The sequence below is a fragment of the Chloroflexus sp. MS-G genome, assembly GCF_000735195.1.
Lineage (GTDB): Bacteria > Chloroflexota > Chloroflexia > Chloroflexales > Chloroflexaceae > Chloroflexus.
Genome location: NZ_JPIM01000210.1, coordinates 1 through 3,428, shown reverse-complemented (window position 1 = coordinate 3,428; position 3,428 = coordinate 1). Strand labels below are relative to the sequence as shown.

Below are 3,428 nucleotides of genomic sequence, written 5' to 3'. Positions count from 1 at the left end.
TGTGCCGCTCATTGCCTGGCTCTTCCGCCTCGCCCGCAACCTCGCTATCGATGTGCGGCGCCGCCGCGGGCGGACCATTCCGTTCAGTGCGATGGTCGTGGCCGATTACAGCGCTGACGACGGCCAGTCCCATCTCACCCTCTTGGCCGAGAGCCAGGCGCTGCGGATGGCGCTAGCGAGCCTGCCGCCGACCTACCGCCAGGTGCTGCTCTTGCGCTTTGAGTACCATCTTTCGTTGCCGGAGACCGCCCGCCAGCTCGGACGCACGCTGGGTGCCACCAAAGCCCTCCAGACACGCGCCGTGCAACTCCTCCGCGAACGGATGAGCAGCAATGACCGGCCCGACGAGCGTCTCCCGTCGCCACCGATGGCGTAGTGCCGGTTCAGCATCTCCGGTCGCACTACGCGAGGGGCGGACGCACACCGCCCCTCCGTGGATACCATCAGGTGCTGCCCGACAGCACCCGGCAGGATTGTAGATGTGAGCACGCGGCGAGTCACTCCCGATAGCAAGTGATGGGACTGTTCCGAGGTGCGTCCTGCCTCGGAGGGATACGCCTGGAACAGGGTACACCGTCGGATGTGGTAGGGGCGGGGGCTCGATCTGCCCCAACCACAAGCGGGGGCAGGCAGGCGCTGCACGACGCACGACACCGGGATGGTCAGCGGCATCATGCGTGAACGACGCCCGTCCGTCGCTGCATCGGCAGCCGGTGGCCGCGCAACCCGCCCTCGCGGCGCCCCGCACCCATCAGCACCCCTTGATAAGCACGGCCCGTTGCCGCTTCCGGCACATCTCCGGCGAGCCGTTGCTGGCAATCGGTGTCATCGTCAGCCGATAGCCAATCCCGCGCATCGTGTGCACATAGCGCGTCTGCTGCGGATCCGGCTCCAGTTTCCGGCGCAGATAGTGCATCCGGGCTTGCACCAGGCATCTGAGATCAGGGTCACGCCGATGGTACAAGTGGACCGCAAGATCGCGATACCGGCACACCATCCCGTTGTACCGTGCGAGAGACGACAGCAGCCGGGCTTCTAAGAGCCTATCCGGAATACCCTGTCGCAGAAGAAGATCGGTTGGGGCGCAGCGGCGCTGCGTCCGTCCATCGATCAGGTTTCATCCGCTGTACGGTGAGACGATTATTCGGAGCGGCGCTTCGTACCGCTCACACCGGTATGCTCCACACCCGCAATTGCCGTGTTTTTTCGTGTAACTTTTTGGCCGCTCAAACGGTTTTTATATCGAGCACCGTTTTGAGCACCAGGAAGACACGATGAATGGGAAACACCACCCGCTGCCCGTTGCGCTGCCACCGTTGCCCCTGCATCCTGCCCAGCGCTGTGCTACAATACCGGCAGACCCACCTACCACAGCAAGGAGTAACCGTGATGACCCATCCTACCGTCACCACACCGGCGCCGCCACCGGCCGACGACCCCTTCCGCTACGGCTGGCGCTACGTCCGTCGGCCTACCCCCGACGACCCCGACCACCTCGAACCGGTGCCGCTCACCCTCGAAGATGTGTTGCATCCCGAAGAGGGAGACTTCATCGTGCACAGTGACCGCCACGAAACCGACCGGATGTACCTCACCGCAGTGCTGCGCGCTCGGCTCGAAGTGCACGGGCGGGCCATCGTGCTGAGCGACGTGCGGGTGGCGTGGGACGTGCCCGACCTGCGGCCGCACGGACCGGACGTGATGGTCATTCCGGGACTGCGCGAGCGGCGCGACTGGAGCACGTTTGACGTGGCGGAGGAGGGGGTGCGACCGGCGTTGATGATTGAAATCACCTCGCCAGAGACGCGAGAGAACGACGTGGTGTGGAAGGTGGCGCACTACGCACGGGCGGGGGTGGCGCAGTATGTGATTGTGGACAACATTGGACGGCGAGGAGAGCGACAGCTCCGGTTACTCGATTATCGGCTGGTGGGCGACACCTACCGGCTGCAACCGCCGGACGAGCGGGGGTGGGTGTATCTGGAGCTGGCCGACCTGTGGGTGGGGGTGGAAGGCGACCACGTGGTGTGCTACGCCGACGACGGCACGGCGTTTGGCGACTACGCGACGGTGGTACAGCAGGCGGCAGAAGCTGAGGCGCGAGCCCGACGCGAAGCCGCAGCGCGGGCGGAGGCGGAAGCACGAGCGCGAGCAGCGGAAGAACAGGCCCAGCGCGAAGCGGCAGCGCGGGCCGAGGCGGAAGTGCTGGCGCGTATAGCAGCGGAACAAGCACAACGAGAAGCGACAGTGCGGGCCGAGGCGGAAGTGCTGGCGCGTATAGCAGCGGAACAAGCACAACGCGAAGCGGCAGCGCGGGCCGAGGCGGAGGAACAAGCCCGACGCGAAGCGGCCGCACGGGCGGAGGCGGAGGAACAGGCCCGACGCGAAGCCGCAGCGCGGGCGGAGGCGGAGGAACAGGCCCAGCGGGAAGCGGCAGCGCGGGCCGAGCTTGAATCCCGTCTGCGTGAATTGGAAGCCAAGTTGCAGCGGTTACAGGGGACGTAGGCGCAAACACCACAACCGATGCGACGACAACACGCGGAGGTGCCCAACGCAGGTACCCCTTCGCGTTGGTGTTGCACCCGTGTCTATCTGACCGCAGTGTCCATTCCCTCGCCACTGTCGGTATCTCCGATACACTCCGTGCCTTCCTTCGCAATTGCCGCGTTTTTTCGTGTAACTTTTTGGCCGCTCAAACGCTTTCTTTATTGAGCACCGTTTTGAGCCCTAGGAAGACACGATGAATGGAAAACACCACCCGCTGCCCGTTGCGCTGCCGCCGTTGCCCCTGCACCCTGCCCAGCGCTGTGCTACAATACCGGCAGACCCACCTACCACACCAGGGAGGAATCGTGATGACCCATCCTACCGTCACCACACCGGCGCCGCCACCGGCCGACGACCCCTTCCGCTACGGCTGGCGCTACGTCCGTCGGCCTACCCCCGACGACCCCGACCACCTCGAACCGGTGCCGCTCACCCTCGAAGATGTGTTGCATCCCGAAGAGGGAGACTTCATCGTGCACAGTGACCGTCACGAAACCGACCGGATGTACCTCACCGCAGTGTTGCGCGCCCGGCTCGAAGCGCACGGGCGGGCCATCGTGCTGAGTGATGTGCGGGTGGCGTGGGACGTGCCCAACCTGCGGCCGCACGGGCCGGACGTGATGGTCATTCCGGGACTGCGCGAGCGGCGCGACTGGAGCACGTTTGACGTGGCGGAGGAGGGGGTGCGACCGGCGTTGATGATTGAAATCACCTCGCCGGAGACGCGGGAGAACGACGTGGTGTGGAAGGTGGCGCACTACGCACGGGCGGGGGTGGCGCAGTATGTGATTGTGGACAACGTTGGACGGCGGGGGGAGCGGCAGCTCCGGTTGCTCGACTATCGGCTGGTGGGGGAGACCTACCGGCTGCAACCGTCGGAC

Annotated in this window: 4 protein-coding genes; 3 read left to right on the top strand and 1 reads right to left on the bottom strand. The window is 65.4% G+C overall.

Annotated features, from left to right (window positions below; translation table 11 throughout):
- On the top strand, positions 1-376 hold a 376-nt coding region (locus tag JE47_RS21170), incomplete at its 5' end, for an RNA polymerase sigma factor (protein WP_160173305.1).
- Positions 377-751: 375 nt separating this feature from the next.
- Here JE47_RS21170 and JE47_RS21465 read toward each other — a convergent pair.
- A complete protein-coding gene (locus JE47_RS21465; protein ID WP_269078005.1) occupies positions 752-1,024 on the bottom strand; it encodes a winged helix-turn-helix domain-containing protein in 273 nt (90 codons plus the stop codon).
- Between the two features lie 365 nt (positions 1,025-1,389).
- Between JE47_RS21465 and JE47_RS0119800 the strand changes: the two genes are divergently transcribed.
- A complete protein-coding gene (locus JE47_RS0119800; protein ID WP_031461398.1) occupies positions 1,390-2,505 on the top strand; it encodes a Uma2 family endonuclease in 1,116 nt (371 codons plus the stop codon).
- 350 nt (positions 2,506-2,855) lie between these two features.
- A partial coding sequence (locus tag JE47_RS0119795) for a Uma2 family endonuclease (protein WP_031461401.1) occupies positions 2,856-3,428 on the top strand: 573 nt, incomplete at its 3' end.

Excerpts from the sequence above, each read along its gene's own strand:
- JE47_RS0119800 (WP_031461398.1), top strand. The coding sequence starts at position 1,390 with ATGACCCATCCTACCGTCACCACACCGGCGCCGCCACCGGCCGACGAC.